18 protein-coding genes are annotated in these 20,720 nt (G+C 55.8%); 8 read left to right on the forward strand and 10 right to left on the reverse strand.

What is annotated here, in order from left to right; all coding sequences use genetic code 11:
• Positions 1-50: 50 nt before the first annotated feature.
• The 3 genes from ACN082_RS05065 to ACN082_RS05075 all read right to left on the reverse strand — a co-directional run bounded on the left by ACN082_RS05065 (position 51) and on the right by ACN082_RS05075 (position 3,268).
• Positions 51-818: a penicillin-binding transpeptidase domain-containing protein gene (locus tag ACN082_RS05065; RefSeq protein ID WP_419099753.1), complete on the reverse strand. Its 768-nt coding sequence runs from the start codon at positions 816-818 to the stop codon at positions 51-53.
• A 153-nt stretch (positions 819-971) separates the two neighbouring features.
• A complete protein-coding gene (locus ACN082_RS05070) occupies positions 972-2,174 on the reverse strand; it encodes a GmrSD restriction endonuclease domain-containing protein (RefSeq protein WP_419099754.1) in 1,203 nt (400 codons plus the stop codon).
• 137 nt (positions 2,175-2,311) lie between these two features.
• Positions 2,312-3,268: a ketopantoate reductase family protein gene (locus ACN082_RS05075; protein WP_419099755.1), complete on the reverse strand. Its 957-nt coding sequence runs from the start codon at positions 3,266-3,268 to the stop codon at positions 2,312-2,314.
• Between the two features lie 26 nt (positions 3,269-3,294).
• On the opposite strand from ACN082_RS05075, the gene ACN082_RS05080 reads away from it, so the two are divergent.
• Positions 3,295-3,819, forward strand: a complete 525-nt coding sequence (locus ACN082_RS05080; RefSeq protein ID WP_419099756.1) for a DUF664 domain-containing protein — start codon at positions 3,295-3,297, stop codon at positions 3,817-3,819.
• A 153-nt stretch (positions 3,820-3,972) separates the two neighbouring features.
• Here ACN082_RS05080 and ACN082_RS05085 read toward each other — a convergent pair whose 3' ends face one another.
• Complete coding sequence (locus ACN082_RS05085; RefSeq protein ID WP_419099757.1) at positions 3,973-5,232, reverse strand: FAD-dependent oxidoreductase; 1,260 nt, start codon at positions 5,230-5,232, stop codon at positions 3,973-3,975.
• 352 nt (positions 5,233-5,584) lie between these two features.
• On the opposite strand from ACN082_RS05085, the gene ACN082_RS05090 reads away from it, so the two are divergent.
• Positions 5,585-6,514 (forward strand): carbon-nitrogen hydrolase family protein, encoded by a 930-nt coding sequence (locus ACN082_RS05090; protein WP_419099758.1) that lies wholly within the window; start codon positions 5,585-5,587, stop codon positions 6,512-6,514.
• Positions 6,511-7,845 (forward strand): APC family permease, encoded by a 1,335-nt coding sequence (locus ACN082_RS05095; protein ID WP_419099759.1) that lies wholly within the window; start codon positions 6,511-6,513, stop codon positions 7,843-7,845. Before ACN082_RS05090 ends, ACN082_RS05095 begins: the two co-directional genes overlap by 4 nt.
• A 112-nt stretch (positions 7,846-7,957) precedes the next feature.
• On the opposite strand, the gene ACN082_RS05100 is transcribed toward ACN082_RS05095, so the two are convergent.
• From ACN082_RS05100 to ACN082_RS05120, 5 genes are all read right to left on the reverse strand, one after another.
• Positions 7,958-8,287 (reverse strand): metal-sulfur cluster assembly factor, encoded by a 330-nt coding sequence (locus ACN082_RS05100; protein WP_419099760.1) that lies wholly within the window; start codon positions 8,285-8,287, stop codon positions 7,958-7,960.
• A gap of 32 nt (positions 8,288-8,319) precedes the next feature.
• On the reverse strand, positions 8,320-9,078 hold the full coding sequence (gene sufC, locus ACN082_RS05105; RefSeq protein ID WP_419099761.1) for a Fe-S cluster assembly ATPase SufC: 759 nt from the start codon (positions 9,076-9,078) through the stop codon (positions 8,320-8,322).
• Positions 9,079-9,106: 28 nt separating this feature from the next.
• Complete coding sequence (gene sufD, locus ACN082_RS05110) at positions 9,107-10,354, reverse strand: Fe-S cluster assembly protein SufD (RefSeq protein ID WP_419099762.1); 1,248 nt, start codon at positions 10,352-10,354, stop codon at positions 9,107-9,109.
• A gap of 3 nt (positions 10,355-10,357) precedes the next feature.
• Positions 10,358-11,815 (reverse strand): Fe-S cluster assembly protein SufB, encoded by a 1,458-nt coding sequence (sufB, locus tag ACN082_RS05115; protein ID WP_419099763.1) that lies wholly within the window; start codon positions 11,813-11,815, stop codon positions 10,358-10,360.
• Between the two features lie 100 nt (positions 11,816-11,915).
• Entirely contained in the window at positions 11,916-12,683 is a 768-nt protein-coding gene (locus tag ACN082_RS05120) for a helix-turn-helix transcriptional regulator (protein ID WP_419099764.1), read from the reverse strand.
• 320 nt (positions 12,684-13,003) lie between these two features.
• On the opposite strand from ACN082_RS05120, the gene ACN082_RS05125 reads away from it, so the two are divergent.
• Genes ACN082_RS05125 through ACN082_RS05135 form a run of 3 tightly spaced genes read left to right on the forward strand, consistent with a single transcriptional unit; the run spans position 13,004 to position 15,861 of the window.
• On the forward strand, positions 13,004-13,966 hold the full coding sequence (locus ACN082_RS05125) for an ABC transporter ATP-binding protein (RefSeq protein WP_419099809.1): 963 nt from the start codon (positions 13,004-13,006) through the stop codon (positions 13,964-13,966).
• On the forward strand, positions 13,963-14,748 hold the full coding sequence (locus tag ACN082_RS05130; protein ID WP_419099765.1) for an ABC transporter permease: 786 nt from the start codon (positions 13,963-13,965) through the stop codon (positions 14,746-14,748). Before ACN082_RS05125 ends, ACN082_RS05130 begins: the two co-directional genes overlap by 4 nt.
• 30 nt (positions 14,749-14,778) lie before the next feature.
• Positions 14,779-15,861: a COX15/CtaA family protein gene (locus ACN082_RS05135; RefSeq protein WP_419099766.1), complete on the forward strand. Its 1,083-nt coding sequence runs from the start codon at positions 14,779-14,781 to the stop codon at positions 15,859-15,861.
• Between the two features lie 76 nt (positions 15,862-15,937).
• Here the strand turns inward: ACN082_RS05135 and ACN082_RS05140 are convergent, their stop codons facing one another.
• The gene (locus tag ACN082_RS05140; protein ID WP_419099810.1) at positions 15,938-16,879 is read right to left on the reverse strand and encodes a heme o synthase; all 942 of its coding nucleotides are present in this window, start codon (positions 16,877-16,879) and stop codon (positions 15,938-15,940) included.
• Between the two features lie 485 nt (positions 16,880-17,364).
• Here ACN082_RS05140 and tkt point away from each other — a divergent pair, with 485 nt between their 5' ends.
• Positions 17,365-19,476 carry a transketolase gene (tkt, locus tag ACN082_RS05145; protein WP_419099767.1) on the forward strand — a complete coding sequence of 704 codons (2,112 nt, stop codon included), beginning with the start codon at positions 17,365-17,367 and terminating at the stop codon, positions 19,474-19,476.
• Between the two features lie 130 nt (positions 19,477-19,606).
• Positions 19,607-20,713 carry a transaldolase gene (tal, locus tag ACN082_RS05150; protein ID WP_419099768.1) on the forward strand — a complete coding sequence of 369 codons (1,107 nt, stop codon included), beginning with the start codon at positions 19,607-19,609 and terminating at the stop codon, positions 20,711-20,713.
• Positions 20,714-20,720 lie beyond the last annotated feature (7 nt).

Genomic DNA, 20,720 nt, shown 5'->3' on the forward strand with positions numbered 1-20,720 from the left:
GGGGCGCAGGCACAAGAACAAAAAGGTTCTTCGCATATTTTTAAAATAAATTAAAGCATTTTCAAGAACTCGTACACAATCGGCTGGCCCGTCACCGCGCCCAGGTCGCCGTCCTCCAAGACTACTGCTACCGCTATGTCCTTGTGGACCGCTACCACCCATGAGTGGGTCTTGGGCGGGTTGTCGTTGCCGAACTCGGCGGTGCCGGTCTTGCCCATAGCATCATCGGGGGTAAGGTTCTTGAGGTCTTGCAGGTAGCCCTCCGTAGCCACGGCCCGCATGAGGGTGCTCAGTTCCTTGCTCTCAGCCGTCGTCACAGCCTGCGAACCGGTAGGCTTAGCTTCCGCCAGGCTCTGGCCCTTAACCAGTACCGGCTTAACAATCTCACCCTTGGCAGCAGAAGCCGTCATCACAGCCATGGTCAGCGGGGAAACCGTCACTTGGCCCTGCCCAATCATAGAAGCGGCGTGAGTGACCGCATCATCGGTATCGGGCACCGCACCCATGTAGGTGGCAACACCCAGATCTAGCTCCATGCCAAGGCCCAGCCCCTGCGCCGCATTTTGCAGGTCCGCCTGGGACACCTTATCGCGCTCATTGATAAAAGCCGTATTGCAGGAATGGGCCATGGCTACCGTCAAAGGCTGCTTGCCCAGGGCGGAGGGGTCATAGCCGGTGGCATTCTTAAAGACGCACCCTTCCACCTGGGCTGTCTCGCTACAGTTCACGGTGGACTGGGCGGTCATACCCTTGCGGAGCAGAGCCAGTTGACCGAGCAGGATACGAGGGAAGTAGTTAGGGCTCTTACACCTAAACACAGAAAAAGGTGCCGCGAGTCAGGGGGAAATCAGTCATACAGCGATTATATGACCTACGCCTCAATTTATCGCTTCATAACAGCAAAAGTCCCGCACCTTAACAAGGTGCGGGGCACTAGCTAGCGACTTTACAGAGACGCGTATGTTTAACCGTTACTTCTCGCAGGCCACGCCGTCACCATCACGGTCAAGGTGCGAACCGTAGCCGGGTTGTCCTGCATAGATGGGGGCGGCACCGGCTGCTTTGGCTGCACTACAGTTCTTGTAGTAGACCGCAGCAGGAGCAGGTTCAGCCGGTGGCTGGTAGAGAGGCGCGGGCTGGGCAGGCACTGGCTCTTCCACTACAGGTTCAGGCTGGGCCTCCTCAACTACAGGTGCGGGCTCTTCTTTGACGACTGGGGCTTCTTCCCGAACCGGAGCAGATTCTTCTTTCTTGGCGGGGGACTCAGTTGAAGGTGTCGGTGAAGGCTTAGGAGTAGCTTTAGCACCGCATTTCTCGAGCACCTGAATCATCGCGTCTTTTTCAGCCTGCTTTACCCACAAGCCGTACTTAGCTTTAACATCGATTTGCTTACTGATGTAGGTGCAACGGTAGTCCTTGTTGGCTGGCAACCAAGAGGCGGCATCGGAGTCACCCTTCTGCTCATTTGCGGGACCGTCTACGGCAAGGAGGTTAGCGGGATCATTTGCAAACTTTTCGCGCTTGACGGAGTCCCAATCTTTAGCACCGGTTTGCCAGGAATCAGAAAGGGAAACAACGTGGTCAATTTGAACAGCATTTGAACTGTCTTTACCCTGAGTAAAGCTAATTGTTTTCCCGGTATAGGGATCCTTGAGAACTCCGCTCAAAACCTTACAGCCGTTAGTGCCTGGCTTAACTTTAATCTCGGTTAAATCGCGGCGAAGAATGTCGTTGCGGGTATCGCAACCGTTGCGGTCAGTGTCAGCCCAAGACTGACCAAAGAGGGCACGGTCATACCCGGTTTTCTCAGCGCGGCCTTTGACCTCTAGGGTGTTGAGCAAGTCAAGCGCGGCCTGGGCCGTTGGCCCCACCTTTGTATCCGAAGCAGGGATAGCTTGAACGTCTAGTTCCTTTTCAAGGGCCACAGCCTCTTCGCTGGGGCTCGGTGAGGCAGTTGCAGACGGTGTCACCGATGCGCTCACGCTGGCAGTGCTTGCAACCGCGGATGTATCTGTATTTTTGCTAGGGGAAACAATAGCGCCAATCAGCGCCACAACGATGAGGAAAACAAAACCAATACCGCCACACCCTAGACAACCAAGGCAGGAGAGGCCAGTCTTTTTGCCAGCAGATGCCTGAGCCCAGGAATTTTTAGCCTGATACATTTTTGACATGGGGGGGTACCTCTCGTTGATATATGTGTGTGTGCGAAAGCAACCAGGGGGAAGTTTTCTCCAATACTTTAATATACTGAACGAGATTAAAAGTAATTATTCTTTTTTATTACATTACTGAATAGTAACCATTAGGGCTAAACCTGAACTTTATGCTTATGAGCTCGTGCAATCTCTTCGCGCGCCCTCAGTACCCGGTGGAGGAAGTTCTGCACGGGTGCATCTACTCCGCTCGCTTCTGCGCGCCGGACGATCTCCCCCACCTGGTCATCCAGTTCGGAGGGTCGCCCCTCGGCCAAGTCGCGTTGCATGGACGATGTAGTGCCGGGAGCAAAAACATCGGTGTAAATCGCAAAAATATCCTGCACGTCCTGTTCGGTGAAGGTAAGGCCGTGTGCACGAGCAACTCTCGCGGTTTCCTGGATAGCTTCGAGCACGAGGTTGCGGGTTGAGTCGTGGGAGCGAGTTTGGCCCACCGTCAGCTGCGATACGGCGCCGACACCGCCGTAGGAGGCAATGAGTGCCAGCTTCTTCCAGAGGGCACGGTGAATATCGCTGGTCGGAGTGATTTCAACCGGTGTCCTCTCAAACATGTCCTGTACACGGCTCAGGCCATCGGAGCTATTTCCGGCCTGGAACTCCCCCACCGTCAGTTGCGCCTCTCGACCCAGTAGGTGAACGGTCTGCGGGCTTTTGCGCTCCACAATGACCACGCAGGTTGAAGCAAGCGTGAGGTTTTTCGGTAGAGTGCGGGCGCAGTGTTCCGGAGCGGTGATACCGTTTTGAACCGTCAACAGCAGGGCCGAGCTGGGAATTTTACCGTTAAGCTCCTCAAGGGCTCCTGGCACCTGCCAGGCCTTAGTAGCAATCAGCACCGCATCAACATCAAACTGCTCAGTCACATCGGTGAATACGCTGGCAATACTGACCGACTCCTGACTACCGTCTGCCCGCTGGACGGTAATCTCTGGCTGGCTCCCCGTAGCAAGAAGCCAGTAGCTTCGTGCTTTCAGGTGGATATCGTGACCGGCTTGCGCCAGGGTTGCGGCGAAATAGAGCCCCATGGCTCCTGCACCGTAAATCATGATATTCATATTTACCTATAGTATTCTAAATCACCATGAAAACCCCTTTGCGTGAACCATCATTAACCGGCAATGAAAAAGAGCTTGTCCTGGGCTACCTCAGCTTTCAGCAACAAGTTTTTATACGTAAGATACACAATGAGCACGGGGACCTACTGTCTGATGAAGTGCTTTCCAAGGCTCTTCCACCCAGCACTATGACCCTCAAAGGTATGATCGCCCACCTATGGTTTGTAGAAGACTACTGGCGTCAAGAAGTTCTCCTAGGCCAAAACCTACCCCAGCCCTGGCAATCAATGGACTGGGACACTGACCCAGACGCAGACTGGCACATTAGACTCCCAACCCCTCAGTGTGTCACACACCTACAAGACTCTATGCAGGCAACCCACCGGCTCCTAGAAGCCAGCAACTGGGACCAACTAAGCACAGGTAAACTCAAGGACGGCACCCGCTTCTCCTACCGCTGGGTTGCCCTGCATCTGGTGGAAGAATGGGGCAGGCACCTGGGCCACGCTGATTTGCTCCGAGAAAACATTGACGGGACGGTGGGTGATTGAGAAACCAGCATTCTTGGGTTTCTCGCACCCCCCCCATCAAGCAAGCTCTGCCCCTGGCGAGAGCTACCTGTCAGCATGGAGGCACCCCAAAAGTGCACCCCCACTTCCTTCTTGGGTTCTTCAAGCCTTTTGGGAGCTGCCTAGAGTGCTCAGCTAGGCTAGTAGTGCATTAAAAAGCTCAGAAGTTGAGGGGTGGGTGTAGATACCCTCTCCTAGAGCTTCAGCAGGAATCTTCTGGGTCATGGCCAGGGCTACCGTGTTAATCAGTTCTTGGGAGTCAATGCACCAGAGGGTAGCGCCAAGAATCTGATTGGTCCTCCGGTCTAGTACAAACTGGGCGATACCCTCGGGCTGGCCCATGATTTTGGGGCGGGGAACAATCGCCAGGTCAGCGATTGCAGATTCACGCACCTCAATCTCATAGTCTCGGGCCGCTTCCTGGGCGGTAAGTCCTACGGTAGAGAGCGGTGGGTTAATGAAGGTAGTGGCCGGTAGCAGGCGGCCGGTGCGGGTACGGGAGCCATCGCCCCATCGGTGAGACAGCACGATGCGGTGATCATCATAGGAGGCGTATGTGAACTGGGGTGCACCTGTGACGTCTCCGACCGCGTAAATTCCTTCTACGCTGGTGCGACAGTGCTGGTCGACCTTGATCCCCTTTTCGGTGTAGTCGACACCGGCTGCCTCAAGGTTCAGCCCGGCAACTGCGGGACGGCGTCCTGTGGCTACCAGAATAACCTCATCGCCCAGCTGTTCATTGGCCTGCTCTGCCGAAATACGCCGGTCAACAATGGCGATACCCTGAGCTTCTAGGTGCTCACGCACCGCCTGGGCAATGTTCCTGTCCAGGGCGGGTAGAAAGTCACCTTCGCCCTTATAGATAGTCACCCTGCTACCGAAGCCAGAGAACATGGTGGCAAACTCAAGACCAATCGGTCCACCGCCAATAACAGCCAGGGTAGCCGGTGTATGCTCAAGCTGCTGGATGCTGGTGGAGTCGTGCAGTCGTCCACCCACCTCAATTCCAGAAGAAGCACCGGTGTTAATGATGATAGTGGATGCCCTGACCTGTACCTGCTCCCCCACCTGCACGGTTGAAGAATCAACGAACCGGGCCGGTCCATCGAGCAGGAGCACGCCCTTGCCCTCCACCATTTTCTGGTTAGCGGCCCTAAGACGGGCGATGAAGCTGTTACGGTCATCTCGTGCCGGCTTAAACTCCCTGCGCTTGTGAGACTGGTTCAACAGGAACTTGGTCGGTACGCAACCAATATTGATGCAGGTACCGCCGTACATTGCGGGGTCTTCTTCCACCAGCGCTACCTTGTCCCCAGCAGCAGCTCGTTTCATGGCGATCGTTTTGCCGGCCTTGCCAAAGCCAAGTACCAGCACATCAACGGTTAACTCTTCCATCCTGCTCCTTACCTCATAGATTTTCTGTGGATTTTCCCTGCCCATCTTACTCCTCTTAACCTCCGCTCCGGTCACCCGGCTGAGGCTCCTAGAAGCCAGCGACTGGAGCCAACTAAGCACAGGTAGGCTCAAGGACGGAGCCCGCTTCTTCTGCCCCCTGGATTGCTCTGCATCTGGTGGAAGAATGGGGCAGGTGCCTGGGCCAGGCTGATTTGCTCCGAGAAAAAATATTGATAGAGCATGGATGATTGGTTCACCTTTGGCAGTGTACAGTATGGTCAAATACAGTGCTTGAAAACACACTTCTAGCCGTCTAGCTATTGCTAGAGCCAGATCAGAAATAAGGTGCAACATGTCAAAAACAGAGTGGAATCTGGGACTTGCCCAACGCAAACCCCTGCCAGGCCTCAACAATCTTGAAGCCCTACGAGAGGACATTCAGGAAACCCTCAACAAGCACCCCCAGCTTGACTTGTTGGTCTACCCCGAAATGCACCTCCAAGATGTCTTTGCCTACCCACCAGATGAACACCGACAACACATGCTGAACTGGGCCACTCCCCTTGACGGGGATCTGGTCAGGGCGCTGGGGCAACTGGCTCATGAGTTCAAGATCTGGTTGATTCCCGGCAGTATCAACGAAAGCCACCAAGGAAAGCTCTACAACACTGAGCTCCTCATAGCACCCAGCGGTCACCTACAGGCGGCCTACCGTAAGATGTTCCCCTGGAGACCCCACGAACCCCATGACTACGGCAGGGAGTTTATTACCAGCACAATTATGCACCCCAGCCAAGTGTCAGACTCGGCAGCAGCTGGACAAGATCAATCCAGCCTGACTCTAGGGCTCTCAAATTGCTACGACACCTGGTTCCCTGAGCACAGCAGACATCTAAGCTGGCTAGGGGCCCAGGCTATTATCAACATAGTCAAAACAACCAGTGATGACCGTCAACAAGAACTCATCCTTGCACAAGCCAACGCTATCAGTAACCAGATCTACTTCTTCAGCGTCAATTGCGCTGAGCCGCTAGGGCGAGGCGGTAGTATCGCCGTAGATCCAGAAGGAAAGATTCTAGCCCAGGCAGCAGGTGGCGAGGAAACACTCCTTGTCCAATACTCGCAGGAGGTTTTAGACAGGGTAAGGCAAGAAGGCACCTGCGGAACCAACCGTATCTGGCATCAGTTCACCGCCCAAGACCCACCTATCCCACTACCCATGTACAGCGGACAAATTAACCCTGCAACCTGGACACCTTCCGTACAAGGAGCGCACTCATGACAGAAAATAGCCAAGCACGGCTACCTCAAACCCTCAAATTACCCTCCCTAGTAATTTTTGGTTTGGCCTACCTTACCCCGCTCATCGTCCTCGGAATCTTTGGAGTTATCGCCTCCACTACCCAAGGGGCTAGCTCAGGGGCATACCTTATTGCTCTGCTAGCAATGCTCTTTACTGCCAACAGTTACAGTAGGTTAGCCGGTATCTACCCAGAAGCGGGCTCTGCCTACACCTACGTCCGTAAGATCTTAGGCAACCGCATAGGGTTTTTGGTCGGTTGGCTCACTCTCCTCGATTATCTTTTCCTGCCCATGGTGATCTGGCTAATTGGCGGGGCCTACCTCAACGCCCAATTCCCAGATATCCCAACCGCCCTGTGGATCATCCTATTCGTCATCATTACCACAGCTCTGAATATCATTGGGATTAAAGTAGCCGATAAGGTCAATCTAATTCTCATGGCCTTCCAGATCCTGGTGCTGGTCATATTCGTAGTGCTCACCTGCTTGACCCTGGCAGGGGCATCGCAGAACCTCTTAAGCCTGGCGCCTTTTACGGGTGGATCTAATTCAAACTTTGCGCTCATCACCGCAGGCGCCGCCATTGCAGCATATTCTTTCTTAGGCTTCGACGCGGTAACGACCCTAGCCGAAGAAACACATGAGGCTGAAAAAACCGTACCCAGAGCTATCTTCTTTGTTGCTCTAATTGGCGGTGCAATCTTTATCGTCGTTTCATACTTTGGCCAGCTGGTGCACCCCGGCGGTATCTTCGAAAATGTAGATTCTGCTGGGTTTGAAATTGCCAAGACCGTAGGAGGCAACCTCTTTGCCTCTATCTTCGTTGCGGCGCTCATTATTGCTCAGTTTACTTCAGGTATCGCAGCCCAGGCAGCAGGTAGTCGCCTGCTCTTCGCTATGGGGCGAGATAAAATGCTACCCTCCAAAATCTTTGGTTTTTTGAGCCGCCGCACACAGACCCCCGTCTACAGCATCATCACCATCGGCCTTGTCGGCGCTCTAGCCGTTTTCCTTGACCTTACTACCTCTACCTCTTTCATTAATTTCGGTGCCTTTGTCTCCTTCACCATGGTCAATATCTCCCTCATCCTTTTGTGGGCGCAGTCAAAGAAAAATGCAGGCCACCAAGGCAGGTTAGTCCGAGACCTGGTGGCACCCACCATCGGCGCCCTGGTTATCGTCTACCTGTTGCTACAGCTAGACGGCGCCGCTATCAGGCTGGGTCTTATCTGGTTGGGCTTAGGGCTCTTGCTCCTAGCCGTTAAGACTCGTTTCTTCACCCACAACCCACCGGAATTTTTAGCTGAATAGCCCACTAACCCCAGATACATGGAGCTACTTAGAGGAAAAGTCCCTTACCCCGCGCGCTCAGCGGGGTAAGGGACTTTTGGCTCAGAAAAGAAGCACAGCTGCTGGCAACAATTTAGATGTTGAAGCCCAGGGCTCTCATCTGGTCACGGCCGTCTTCGGTAATGCGCTCTGGGCCCCACGGGGGCATCCAGACCCAGTTAACATGCCACTCATCAATCATGGTTTCCAGGTTCTGAGCAACCTGTTCCTCGATGACGTCCTGTAGGGGGCAAGCTGCGGTGGTTAGGGTCATATCCAGCACCAGGGCGCCTTCATCATTCCAGCGCATACCGTACAGCAAGCCCAAATCTACGATATTGATCCCTAGCTCGGGGTCAATCACGTTCATGAGGGCTTCCTCAATCTCTTCTTGGCTGGGGGCACCAGCGGGAGCCTCAGACATTGCAGTCACCTTTCGTAAGCGGTTTGGTGGGCTTACTTAGCGGCTAGGTAGCGCTCGTAGCCTTCTTCTTCCAGGCGGTCTGCCAGTTCGGAGCCGCCCTGGTCTACCATCTTGCCATCTACGAAAACGTGCACGAACTGCGGCTTGATGTAGCGCAAGATTCGGGTGTAGTGGGTAATGAGCATGACGCCCATATCGTTCTCGGCGTGAGCGCGGTTAACACCCTCAGAGACGACCTTGAGTGCATCAACATCCAGGCCGGAGTCGGTTTCGTCCAGGATGCCGAACTTGGGCTTGAGTAGTTCCAGCTGCAGAATCTCGTGGCGCTTCTTTTCGCCACCTGAGAAGCCTTCGTTGACGTTACGGCTAATGAAGTCCGGATCAATGGAGAGGTTCTCCATAGCTGCCTTAACATCTTTGGTCCAGGTGCGCAGGGCAGGTGCTTCACCGTCAACAGCGGTCTTAGCTGAGCGTAGGAAGTTGCTCATAGTGACACCGGGGATTTCAACGGGGTACTGCATAGCCAGGAAGAGGCCAGCGCGTGCACGCTCATCGACCGACATTTCAGTGACGTCTTCGCCATCAAGCAGGATCTGACCGGAATCGATCTGGTATTTGGGGTGACCGGCGATAGTGGAAGCCAGGGTTGACTTGCCTGAGCCGTTGGGCCCCATAATGGCGTGGATTTCGCCAGAGTTGATGGTCAGGTTGACGCCCTTCAGGATGGGCTTGGTGTTGTCGTCATCGAGGATGACTGAAACGTGTAGGTCCTTGATTTCAAGGGTTGCCATGAGTTGTTTCTCCTAGAGAGGTAAAGCTTTAGTTATTGGATAGCGCGAGTTCGGCTTCGAGTGCCGCGAAGAGCTGTTCTTCGAGTTCGTCAATGCGGATCTGCTGGATAATCTCGTTGAGGAAGCCACGAACAACCAGGCGGCGGGCTTGGTCTTCGGGGATACCTCGAGCCTGCAGGTACCAGAGGTGATCTTCATCGAGCTGGCCGGTGGTGGAAGCATGGCCGGCGCCCTCAATGAGGCCGGTTTCGATTTCCAGGTTGGGCACAGAGTCGGCGCGGGGGCCGTCTTCCAGAATCAGGTTTCGGTTGAGCTCGTAGGTGTCGGTGCCTTCGGCGTCCTTACCGATCAGAACGTCACCCACCCATACAGAGCGCGCGCCCTTGCCCTGCAGTGCACCCTTGTAGGTGACGCGGGACTTGCAGTTGGGCACGGTGTGCGCAACGAACAGGCGGTTTTCCATATGCTGGTTGGCATCGACAAAGTAGAGGCCGTACATCTCAGTTTCAGCGCCGGGGGCGGTGAACTTGGTGGAGGGGGTAACTCGGACCAGGTCGCCGCCCAGGCTGATGTTGATGTGCTTAAACTTGGCGTCGCGCCCCAGTGAAGCGTACTGGGCTGAGGCGTGGATTGCGTCCTTCTCCCACTGCTGGAGGGTGATGACGGTCAGGGAGGACGAGTCGCCCACCTTGAACTCCACGTTCTGTGAGAGCACAGCGCTACCGGTGTGGCGCAGAACCACAAGGGCCTTGGAGAAAGGCTTAGTTTCGATAAAAAGGTGCTGAGCGGACGGGTCCTTGTGGGTTCCCTCGATATTGACCTCGATGCGCTCGGTCAGCTCGGCTTCTGCGGGGACGGTAATAGCGGTTGCCTGGGCGAAAGCGCTCCAAGCGTTTGCCGCTACACGGTCCTCGGGGATGCCGGCGGACCCGATACGGGCATCGGTGCGCTCGACGGTTTCTACCTGGACTTCGGCGGGAGCGGTGACCTGCGTAGCGGGTGCCTCACCGGTCAGCTGCTCGGTGTGCAAGCCACCCAGCCGCTTAAGGGGGGTAAAACGCCAGTCTTCTTCACGGCCTGTTAGGGCGGGGAAGTCCTCTACCTTAAAGGAGGTCTTGCGCTCGGCGCGCGAAGCGTCGATTTCTACCTTGTCGGTGTTGTGCTGAGAGACGCGGATGGTGTCATCGGTGGCCAGCTCTGATGCCAGCTTTTCACCTTCCTGGTCCATACCGGGAATGAGGGGGTTGTTGTGCCCCTGGTTTGCTTCGTTAGCCATAATTTAGCCTACGGATCCTTCCATCTGGAGTTCGATCAGGCGGTTGAGTTCTAGGGCGTATTCCATGGGGAGCTCGCGGGCGATGGGCTCTACGAAGCCGCGAACAATCATAGCCATGGCTTCGTCCTCGGGCAGGCCACGCTGCTGGAGGTAGAAGAGCTGCTCTTCAGAAACACGGGAGACGGTCGCTTCGTGGCCCATGGTGACGTCGTCTTCGCGGATATCTACGTAAGGGTAGGTATCTGAGCGGGAGATGGTGTCCACCAGCAGGGCGTCACAGACCACGGAGCTCTTAGCTCGTGAGGCACCTTCACGGACCTGAACCAGGCCTCGGTAGGCCGCACGGCCGCCGTTACGAGCTACCGACTTGGAGACGATAGTTGATGAGGTGTTGGGGGCGATGTGCACCATCTTGGAACCGGTGTCCTGGTGCTGGCCTTCACCGGCGAATGCGATGGATAGGGTCTCGCCTTTAGCCTGTTCACCGACCATGTATACGGCGGGGTACTTCTGGGTGACCTTTGAGCCGATATTGCCGTCAATCCATTCCATGGTTGCGCCCTCGTGAGCGATAGCGCGCTTGGTCACAAGGTTGTAGACGTTGTTGGACCAGTTCTGAATGGTGGTGTAACGAACGCGAGCGTTCTTCTTGACAACAATTTCAACCACAGCGGAGTGCAGTGAGTCGGTCTTGTAGATGGGGGCGGTGCAACCCTCAATGTAGTGAACGTAGGAGCCTTCATCGGCAATGATGAGGGTACGCTCGAACTGGCCCATGTTCTCGGTGTTAATACGGAAGTAGGCCTGCAGAGGGATTTCTACGTGGACTCCCGGGGGAACATAGACGAAGGAGCCACCGGACCATACAGCTGTGTTCAGCGCTGCGAACTTGTTATCGCCGGCGGGGATAACGGAGCCGAAGTATTCCTCGAAGAATTCGGGGTGCTCTTTGAGGGCGGTATCGGTATCCAAGAAGATAACGCCCTGGGCTTCAAGGTCTTCACGGATCTGGTGGTAGACAACCTCAGACTCGTACTGAGCGGCAACACCAGCGACGAGGCGGTTACGTTCTGCCTCGGGGATACCCAACTTTTCGTAGGTGTTACGGATGTCTTCGGGCAGTTCTTCCCAGGTTTCTGCCTGTCGTTCGGTGGAGCGAACGAAGTACTTGATGTTGTCGAAGTCGATATCCGACAGATCAGCGCCCCAGCTGGGCATGGGTTTGCGGTCGAAGAACTTGAGAGCCTTTAGGCGGAGGTCAAGCATCCACTGGGGTTCGCTCTTCTTGCCTGAAATGTCGCGCACGACATCTTCGTCCAGACCACGCTTTGCAGCCTGGCCCGCTTCATCTGAGTCGGCCCAGCCGTACTCGTAGGTACCGATACCTTCGAGTTCGGGGTTTGCCTCCAGAATCTCTGAAATGACGGTGTTGTTGGCCTTGCGCTCAACCTGTTCAGTCATTACGGCCTTTCTTGGTGGGTTGGTTTTCGCTGGGTGGCCAGCGAAATCTTCTTCTCTCCGGGCTTGACCTCTTGTGGCGGGTAAGGCCCGGTGGGAAAGTCTATTGGTTTCTATCAGCGGTGGTAGCTCTTGCGTCTTGCTCGGTGAGCTGAGTGGCCGCTGCCCGCCCCAACGGAATGTGGGTGGTGCAGACGTGGGCGCCATTGGCCATGGTTGAAAGCCTGCGCACGTCAACTCCTAGGAGGTCGGAAATAATCTCTGTTTCCTGGTCGCAGAAAACGCTGAAGTCTTCGGCGAGGTCCCTGACCGGGCAGTGCCCCTGGCAGAGCTGAATGGATGCAAGCAGGTGGTCGGGGAGCTTGGTGCGAGAGCCTGGGCGTGCCGGGCTCATCTCTTGGGCAGTGGCCACAAAGCCGTCTCGAGTCATGGCTTCAGCCAGGGCTTCAGCTCGGGCTGATACATCGTCTCCCGCTGCTTCAACAACCGGGCGGTAGCGTTCTGCCATCTCGTGGGCCCGCGCGCTGGCGAATTGACGGAGCGCGCTCTCCCCTACGGCATCTTTGAGCATGGTGAGGGCATCGCGGGCAATGTCCAAGTAGTCGTTGCCCAGTTCGCTGTGGCCGCGGGGTGCTATGACATAGCGCCGGGCGGGACGACCAGCGCCTGCACCGTGTTGCCGGTGGCTGGCAACCTCAATGAGGTTATCTTTTTCAAGGACGTCAAGGTGACGGCGTACAGCTGCCGGGGTAAGGCTGAGTAGCTCACCCAGTTTGGCCGCAGAAACAGGGCCGTGAGTGAGAACTCCTTGCAGAACGCGATCGCGGGTGCGTTCCTCTGTTTCTGCAGGGCGCGTTGTCTTTACGGACACAGTGCTGCCTTTCTCTGCGGAATACACCAATAAAGTATGTCGTAATTGGCCGACATTAAGCTAGTAAGGTCACCCTATTTAACGGGGTACAGTTGGTCACATTTATTATGAGTTTCTCATATTAACCTCTTATTTGCCCGCTAAAGTAGGAGTCATCGACCGCGGGCGGTCAAAGTTAGCTGAGAAAGTTGTTTCAAACGCCCAGCTAGACCTCAACATCTTCTGGAAGCCACTAGAATGGACGGGTGATTACACACTCCCATAGCCCCGGCACCGCCTGCCCTCAAGAAAACCCAGCTCACCAAAGCTCACCTGCTCTCATGATTGACGGGCTGGTTAAGGACTTCTCCCCTTCAAAGGCGTACGCACGCCAGCACCCAGATGCCCTCACTGACACTGGTCTTAAGCGCGCGGTCAATGGCCTTTCCCTAGAAATTCATAGGGGGCAGGTAACCGTCCTATTAGGTGCCAATGGTGCTGGCAAAACGACTACCCTTGCATGCGCCCAGGGCCTGCTCAATCCTGATGCTGGAACTATCTCCTTGCTGGGCCAGAACCCCTGGGGAGCTTCCCCCGACTTGCGTGCTAGGGTTGGCATCATGCTTCAGGACGGCGGCCTACCTCCGGCTGTTAGGCCTATCCCCCTTCTTAAGCATGTCGCCCGCATGTACTCCGACCCGTTGAACGTCGATGAGATAGCCAGGCGATTGGGAATTGACGCTTTCAACGGAACCACTATTCGCAGATTATCCGGCGGCCAGAAACAAAGGGTTGCCCTGGCAGCAGCACTTATTGGACGTCCAGAGGTTCTTTTTCTCGATGAGCCAACCGCTGGCCTCGATCCGCAATCACGGGCCGTTGTCTTCGACATTATTCGTGAACAGCGCCAGGCCGGTGTCGCGGTTATCTTGACCACCCATCTGCTCGATGATGCCCAGCGAATTGCCGACTATGTGTACATGATTGAACGCGGTTCAGTAGTTCTCTCTGGGACTATGGACCGGGTGCTTATGGCTGGTAGCCAGGCAGAAAAGACCCTGACCTTCACTGCTCTGCCCGGCCTGACCAGCAGCCTTATCTTTACCCCCGCTCAGGCTCAGCAGATCACCCTACTTGAAGAATCGTCTGGCTTCTACCGGCTAGTCGGGGACATCACCCCCCAGCATCTGGCGGAGCTGACGGCTTACTGGGCTCAACACAAGATCATGCCCGGTGAATTTGAACTGGCTAACCGCTCCCTCGAAGACGTATTCCTTGAACTAGCAGGCAGAGAAATCCGATGAGCACTACAGCACCCAAAACCCAACAGGCCACAGCCGCTTCCTCCCCTGCGCGCATTCTTGCTCAGGGCCGTTTTGAAACCCTGGCTATGCTCAAAAACGGTGAACAGCTCATGCTCAATGTCGCTTTCCCAGTCATGGCGATTTTGGCCCTCAACTTCACTGGCTTCCTAGACCCCTGGGCACAGCGGTACGGGGTAGCCCGTATCGACGTTGCTATCCCCGGTGTGCTTGCCCTGTGTGTTCTCTCCACGGCGCTCTCAGGTCAGGGCATCGCCACAGGCTTCGACCGCCGCTACGGTGTTCTCCGATTTATTTCCACCACTCCGCTGGGGCGCGGCGGGCTAGTAGCCGGCAAGGTACTGGCCGTACTTTCGGTCCTCCTCATTCAGTATCTGCTGGTAGGTGCGCTCGGGCAGCTTCTTGGATGGACGGCAACTATCCCCGGTCTACTGCTCTCAGCCCCAACACTCCTACTGGGCGCGGCCTGCTTCACCTCCCTAGGACTCCTTATAGCTGGCACTGTCAGGGCTGAAGCCACCCTAGCAATTGTCAATATGGCCTGGGTCATCCTGGCAGGTGCAGGCGGTATCCTTATTCCCACCGACCGTTACCCGGCATGGCTCTCGCAGCTGATCGACCTCCTGCCCTCAGCGGCACTCGGTAATGCTCTTCGCGGGGATTTTGTGGGCCACCAGTTCCTCCTGGTACCTCACATTATTTTGATTCTGAGCACCGTGCTCTTTGGCGCTCTGGCCGTCCGTTTCTTCAAATGGTCTGCCTAAGACCACCCTCCACCAGTGAAAGAAAAGTTCATGACTAGCAGGAACTCATCTACCCCCTCACCTGAGAGAGCTCAGCGGCTACCAGTAGCTAGCAAGGTCATACCCAGCAGCTATACCTCCTGGATTAAAAAAACAGCCTGGGCTTTAGCTATCGCCAATATCTTCTTGATCATCTCCGGTGGCGTTGTTCGTCTCACGGGCTCAGGGCTGGGCTGTGACACCTGGCCTAAGTGCACCTCCGATGGATCCTGGACAACCACCCCCGAAATGGGCATCCACGGCTTGGTGGAGTTCGGTAACCGCCTCCTGACTTTTGTGCTGGTTATTATCACAATTGTCGCTTTTATCGCTATCCTGGGCATCGTTTTCCCTCAGCGGGTCAGCACCGGTTTCTTCGTCAAAAAGCTCATCTTTGGTGCCCGGGCCCACGAGTCCCGCTATGCGGACCTCTTCAATCTCACTTTGCTTCTGCTCTGGGGCATCCCCGTCCAAGCGGTTGTCGGTGGTATTTCTGTCTGGCAGAAACTCAACCCCTGGATGGTCACGGCCCATTACATCCTGTCGGCAATCATGATTGCACTTACGGCTATCTATCTCAATCGTATTTACCGGTACTTTGGTGGTACTGCTCAGGCTGAGGGGTTGGCGGCAGAGGCACCTCGTGAAGGCTCAGGCCTTATGCGGGTCCTCGGCTGGCTAGGCTTCGCTCTGGTTGCCGCACTCATCTTTATGGGTACCGTGACCACAGGTACCGGACCTCACGCTGGTGATGCTGAAACCCACCGTCATGCTTTTGACCCTGTGCTGGTAACCCGACTCCACGGAACCCTAGTCTGGACCTACTGCGCCACGGTCTTGGCTTTCTTCGTATTGGTCCGTAAATACGCTCTAGCCCCGATCTTCACCAAGTCCCTTTTCTGGGTTCTGCTTGTTTTGGGCTACCAGGCAGTTGTGGGCTACACCCAGTACTTCAACGGCCTACCTGCCTGGCTGGTTGAGTTCCACCTGATTGGGTCAGGTATCTTCTCTCTAGCCGCTGCGTCGCTTATTGAGCGTCAGCTGGTTCTATCCAGTGCAGCCTCCCGCAAGCGTGCACTGGAGCGTATCAGCTAGGCCACGACTGAATGCAAAAAATGGGGGCCCAGCCTGCAGCGAGCAGGCCGGGCCCCAATTTTATTCTGTCTTGCGCTTATATTGACAGAACAGCTGAACCCACAAAAGGATCAATAGCCAGAGCAATGAAAAGTACAGTCAAGTAGGTAATGGAACCGTGGAAGACCACCATGGCAGTTCGGCTCGTAGCCTGTTCTTTGAGGGCCAGAGCGTGAAGCTTGTGGCAGTGGTAGAGAAACCAGGCACCAATCAGCAAGGCGGCAATCGTATACACCCAGCCTGCTCCCCCCAAGGGAATCAGCAGCAGGGAACAAATCACCATAGCCCATCCATAGAGAACGACTTGGACAGAGACACTCTTAGCAGAGTCTGTGGCTCCTAGCATGGGAATACCGGCGGCACGGTAGTCCTCGGCATATTTCATGGAGAGAGGCCAGTAGTGCGGGGGTGTCCAGAGGAAAATCACCATGAAGAGCACAAGAGCGGCCCAGGAAATGGTGTTTTCGACAGCGGCCCAGGCGATGAATACCGGCATGCACCCGGCAAGGCCGCCCCAAACGATATTTTGTTTGGTGCGTTTCTTGAGCCAGAGCGAGTAGAAGACGACATAGAGGAAAATTGCGACTAGGCCCAGAGCTGCGGCTAGCGGGTTCACCAAGAAGTAGAGGTAAATAATCGAAATAACCGATAGCACCCAAGCGAATACCAGGGCTTGGCGGTCAGTGAGCTCACCGGTGACCAAGGGGCGCTTCTCGGTACGCTTCATCAGTCGGTCGGCATCGCGGTCGATGTAGCAGTTAAAGGCACACGAGGCACCGGCAGCCAGGGATCCACCGATCATGGTGTTGAGAACGAGCCAGAGATTGGGGAAGCCCCCCGCAGCAAAGATCATGGTGGGTGCTGTTGTCACCAAAAGGAGTTCGATAATCTGAGGCTTAGTCAGATGAATGTACGCCTTCACCTTGCGCATCAGGGAAATCTGGCCGGGTACAACCGACTCAGGTGCTGTAGAACGCACCTTATCGCGGTCAATCACGGTGTTGATGCCATGGCCCTTCACGTATACTGACTTCCCTTACAGGTCGAGTGTCGTGCTCTTATAACTACCTACCGGTAGTGGTATTCACTATGTGAAATTCCCGGTGATTTCGTGGCGCATGCCCACTCAATCTTTTTATGGCCAGCTGTTACACCAAGTTACCCAGTTTTTAGTGTTTTGGGTCACTTATGAGGGGTGTAAAAATCGTTTGCAAGCAGGCCAAAAGAGCTTTTGTTCAAATTACATCGTATAACGACAGGGCAGGCTGTGCCTAATGTTGCCCGGGTGCCCTTTAGCACCTCCGTCCGCCCTCAGGCGAACCCGGCCAGTAGGTGCAGGTGTGAACTATCCTTAGAGAAGATACTTTTTGCCCATTTACCCCGCACGGAAGACCAGTGCTGGCAGGGCAGATTGACAAATAATTGTCACTATATCTGGGCAACCAGAGCGAGAGAGGATGGCCTATGCCTAATCTGAACCAGAAACTTGAATGGACTGAAAAAGATCAGCGAGCTGTTGACACCGCCCGCGTACTTGCAGCGGATGCAGTTGAGAAGGTCGGTTCAGGCCACCCCGGTACCGCAATGAGCCTGGCCCCCGTTGCATACCTGCTCTTTCAGAAAGTAATGCGCCACGACCCTACCGATGATCGCTGGGCAGGCCGAGACCGTTTTATCCTCTCTCCTGGACACACCTCGCTGACTCTCTACAACCAGCTCTTCTTAGGCGGGTTTGGTCTGGAACTCGACGACATCAAGGCTTTGCGTACCGCTGGAGCCCTCACCCCCGGCCACCCCGAGTTCGGGCACACCAAGGGTGTAGAAATTACGACCGGCCCACTGGGCCAGGGCCTGGCCTCGGCAGTAGGTTTTGCCTATGCGCAGCGCCGCATGCGCGGTCTATTTGATCCCGAAGCAGCTCCCGGCACCTCGCCTTTTGACCACACCATCTTCACCATTGCTTCTGAAGGCGATGTTCAGGAAGGCGTTACCGCCGAAGCCAGCGCGCTTGCCGGTCACCAGCAGCTCGGCAACCTGGTTGTCATCTACGACCGCAACCACATCTCAATTGAAGATGACACGGATGTTGCCTTCACCGAAGACGTAGCAGCCCGTTACGAGGCCTACGGCTGGGATGTCACCACAATCGATTGGACCGCAGGCGGAGAGTACCAGGAAGACGTTGAGGCGCTCTACGATGCTATCGTGGCGGCCACGAAGGTTACCGATAAGCCCTCCTTTATTGAACTGCGCACCATCATTGGCTACCCGGCACCTCATAAGCAGAACACCGGCGGCATTCACGGCTCCAAACTGGGCGCCGACGAGGTAGCCGCCACCAAGAAGATTCTAGGTTTTGACCCTGAACAGCACTTTGCTGTTGAGCCTGAGGTTCTTGAGCACACTCGCGGGCTGCTTGCTCGCAGTGCCGCTGAGCGCGCCGAATGGGACAAGAACTTTGAGACCTGGAAGCAGGCTCATCCCCAAGAAGCCGCCCTCTACGAGCGTCTTATTGCCGGTGAACTTCCCAAGGACCTAGACCAGGCTCTACCTGTCTTTGAGGCTGGTACCGCTGTGGCTACCCGTGCCGCCAGCGGTAAGGTCATCAACGCCCTGGCCCCCCACCTGCCAGAGCTATGGGGTGGCTCCGCTGACCTGGCCGGTTCTAACAACACCACCATTGACACCGAGAAGAGCTTCAATCCTCAGGCCCGCTCCACCAAGGCTTGGACTGGCCACCCCTACGGTCGCGTCCTGCACTTCGGTATTCGTGAGCACGCAGCAGCGGCTATTACCAACGGTATCGCTCTGTCCTCACCAACCCGTCCCTTCTCCGGCACTTTCTTTGTCTTCACCGACTACCAGCGCCCTGCAGTTCGCTTGGCAGCACTCATGGGTGTACCCAACATCTTCGTATGGACCCACGACTCCATCGGGCTGGGTGAAGATGGCCCCACCCACCAGCCTGTAGAGCATCTGACAGCAATGCGCGCTATCCCCAACCTGGATGTCGTCCGCCCCGCAGACGGTAACGAAACCGCCGTTGCCTGGCGTAAGATTCTCGAGATCAAAGATCACCCGGCAGGCCTGGTGCTCTCACGCCAGAACCTGACCAACCTTGCTCGTGAAGACCTGCACCCCAAGGCTGAGGGTGAGAAGTTCGCTTCAGCCCAGGGCACCGCACGCGGTGGCTATGTGCTGGCTGATACCGAGGGAACCCCGGATGTCATTCTGATTGCTACCGGCTCCGAGGTTGAGCTTGCTCTGGCCGCGCGCACCCAGCTTGCAGAAGAAGGCATTGCGGCTCGTGTTGTCTCCATGCCTTGCCGCGAATGGTTTGCCGCTGAGAGTGCGGAGTACCGCGAGTCGGTTATCCCTGCCGCTGTCAAGGCACGAGTTACTGTCGAAGCCGGCTTGGCTATGTCTTGGCAGGACCTCTTGGGCCATGCTGGTCGCGCTGTCTCTCTGGAACACTACGGTGCATCTGCCTCAGCCGAAGAGCTCTTCGCTGATTTCGGTTTCACCGCCGAGAAAGTAGCTGCAGCAGCACGCGAGTCCATCCAGGCCGCCCAATAACCACAGGGTTCCGTGCGCGGTACCCGTACATAGAGCGGCGGCTGACCTGCTCTCTGCTCTCGACCTATATGAGCCCTAGCCGGAGCACATCAGCCCGGCTAGGGCAAGCAACTACAGAGGAAATATACCAATGACTACACCTACCCAGAAGCTTTCCGACGCCGGCGTCTCCATCTGGCTCGATGACCTTTCCCGTGAACGCCTGTCCAGCGGTAACCTGCAGACCCTGATTGATACCAAAAACGTTGTTGGCGTGACCACCAACCCCAGTATTTTTGCCGCAGCACTGAGCAACGGCGCGGCCTACGCTGAGCAGATGAAAAAACTCGCAGAGCAGGGCACAGAGGCAGAAGCCGCGGGCTTCGCCGCCATGATTGATGATGTACGCGATGCCTGCGACGTTTTTGCTCCCATTTACGAGGCAAGCCAGGGCTTTGACGGTCGTGTCTCCATTGAGGTCAGCCCCCTGCTGGCTCGCCAATCTGATGCAACTTTTGCTCAGGCAAAGCAGCTCTACACCGCTGTTGGCCGTGAAAACGTCATGATTAAGATTCCCGCCACCGAAGAGGGTCTTGCCCCCATTGCGCAGACCCTGGCCGAGGGTATCTCGGTCAACGTCACTCTGATCTTCTCGCTGGAGCGCTACCGCGCAGTCATCAACGCTTACATGCTGGGCCTAGAGAAAGCACTGGAGAACGGTAAGGATCTGTCAAAGATTCACTCCGTAGCTAGCTTCTTTGTCTCCCGTGTCGACACCGAAATTGATGCCCGTCTCGATGCCATTGCTACCGAGGAGGCCCTGGCCCTGCGTGGCAAGGCCGGTCTTGCTAACGCCCGTCTGGCTTTTGAGGTCTACGAGCAGGCATTCGAGTCAGAGCGCTGGGCACGCCTTGAAGCCGCTGGGGCTAACCGCCAGCGCCCGCTCTGGGCCTCAACAGGTGTCAAAAACCCCGCCTACCCCGACACCCTCTATGTCACCGAGATTGCCGCCCCCGGCACCGTGAACACCATGCCTGAGGCAACCCTCATGGCGACCTTTGACCATGCAGAGGTCACCGGTAATGCGATTGCAGGCACCTACGAAGAATCAAGCCAGGTACTCAACCAACTTGAAGCAGTAGGTATCTCCTACAAGGAGATAGTTGAGAAGCTGGAAACCGAAGGTCTAGATAAGTTCGAGATTTCTTGGAAGGAACTACTCGATACCGTTCAGGCAGCACTCAGCTCTGAGGCGTAAGGACCCC

This window comes from Rothia sp. CCM 9417 (assembly GCF_048513575.1).
Lineage (GTDB): Bacteria > Actinomycetota > Actinomycetes > Actinomycetales > Micrococcaceae > Rothia.

Excerpts from the sequence above, each read along its gene's own strand:
- ACN082_RS05130 (WP_419099765.1), top strand. The coding sequence starts at position 13,963 with ATGAGCACTACAGCACCCAAAACCCAACAGGCCACAGCCGCTTCCTCC.
- ACN082_RS05075 (WP_419099755.1), bottom strand. The coding sequence starts at position 3,268 with ATGAATATCATGATTTACGGTGCAGGAGCCATGGGGCTCTATTTCGCC.
- tal (WP_419099768.1), top strand. The coding sequence starts at position 19,607 with ATGACTACACCTACCCAGAAGCTTTCCGACGCCGGCGTCTCCATCTGG.
- ACN082_RS05100 (WP_419099760.1), bottom strand. The coding sequence starts at position 8,287 with ATGTCTGAGGCTCCCGCTGGTGCCCCCAGCCAAGAAGAGATTGAGGAA.
- ACN082_RS05135 (WP_419099766.1), top strand. The coding sequence starts at position 14,779 with ATGACTAGCAGGAACTCATCTACCCCCTCACCTGAGAGAGCTCAGCGG.
- ACN082_RS05095 (WP_419099759.1), top strand. The coding sequence starts at position 6,511 with ATGACAGAAAATAGCCAAGCACGGCTACCTCAAACCCTCAAATTACCC.
- sufC (WP_419099761.1), bottom strand. The coding sequence starts at position 9,078 with ATGGCAACCCTTGAAATCAAGGACCTACACGTTTCAGTCATCCTCGAT.
- sufD (WP_419099762.1), bottom strand. The coding sequence starts at position 10,354 with ATGGCTAACGAAGCAAACCAGGGGCACAACAACCCCCTCATTCCCGGT.
- ACN082_RS05080 (WP_419099756.1), top strand. The coding sequence starts at position 3,295 with ATGAAAACCCCTTTGCGTGAACCATCATTAACCGGCAATGAAAAAGAG.
- ACN082_RS05125 (WP_419099809.1), top strand. The coding sequence starts at position 13,004 with ATGATTGACGGGCTGGTTAAGGACTTCTCCCCTTCAAAGGCGTACGCA.
- ACN082_RS05070 (WP_419099754.1), bottom strand. The coding sequence starts at position 2,174 with ATGTCAAAAATGTATCAGGCTAAAAATTCCTGGGCTCAGGCATCTGCT.
- sufB (WP_419099763.1), bottom strand. The coding sequence starts at position 11,815 with ATGACTGAACAGGTTGAGCGCAAGGCCAACAACACCGTCATTTCAGAG.
- tkt (WP_419099767.1), top strand. The coding sequence starts at position 17,365 with ATGCCTAATCTGAACCAGAAACTTGAATGGACTGAAAAAGATCAGCGA.
- ACN082_RS05085 (WP_419099757.1), bottom strand. The coding sequence starts at position 5,232 with ATGGAAGAGTTAACCGTTGATGTGCTGGTACTTGGCTTTGGCAAGGCC.
- ACN082_RS05090 (WP_419099758.1), top strand. The coding sequence starts at position 5,585 with ATGTCAAAAACAGAGTGGAATCTGGGACTTGCCCAACGCAAACCCCTG.